Below are 791 nucleotides of genomic sequence, written 5' to 3' on the forward strand. Positions count from 1 at the left end.
CGGCGATACCTCATGGCGAGGTACTCGCGCAGGGCGGCGCGGCCCTTCCCCCAGTCCTCGGGCGCGGCGAGGGCGGCCAGCTCCTCGAGGAGCTTGTCCCACGAGCCGAGCACGGCGAACTGGGCGAGCTCCGCTTCGGGGCTCTGCGCCTCCTTGAGCTGGGCCTTGTCGGCGAACGCCGCCCAGGGGCCGGCCGGCTTGCGCTCGAGCGCGCCCATGCCGACCTCTTCCGGCGCGTCGACGGCAACGTCCGCGAGCGACCAGTGCTTGCCCGCGACCGACCTCGCGCGGCGGCGCAGCGTGACCATGACGGGCGAGCCGTCGCGGCGCTGGAAACGCATGGGGAACTTGACCTCGCTGCGCGTGCCCTCGAGGGCACCGGTGGACCGAGCGATCCTGAAGTCCTCCTCGAGTGTGGCCACGGGGTCGACGTCAAGCGGCAGCACCTGATAGAGCGCCGAGAGGGGCTCATCCGTGACGCAGACGTCGGCATAGAAATCCTGCGGCAGGTCGTTCGCGGGGCGAGCAGGGCGCGGGCTCGGCGCGGGTGCCGGCTTCGGGGCGGGCGCGGGCGTCGGCGCGGAAGCAGGTGCGGTCATCCGAGACTGTGACTGCGCCCCAGACGGGCCCTGTGCCGCGGGGCCGAGCTTCGCCGTGGGCTCGGGGTCGGAACCGCGGGTGGACTCGGGCGCCGGCTCGACTGGCTCGGGTGCCGCTTGGACGGGCTCCGCTAGGGCAGGCTCGGCCCCGATCGGCTCGGCGTCTACGGGCTCGTCCTCGACCGGCTCAGG

The 791-nt window shown here is 73.8% G+C and carries 1 protein-coding gene; it reads right to left on the minus strand.

From position 1 onward, the window contains the following. On the minus strand, nucleotides 1-599 hold a 599-nt coding region (locus ACT84W_RS01510; protein ID WP_444327966.1), incomplete at its 3' end, for a hypothetical protein. Nucleotides 600-791: the final 192 nt, after the last annotated feature.

The sequence above is a fragment of the Paratractidigestivibacter sp. genome (genome assembly GCF_052362415.1).
Taxonomy (GTDB): Bacteria; Actinomycetota; Coriobacteriia; order Coriobacteriales; family Atopobiaceae; genus Paratractidigestivibacter.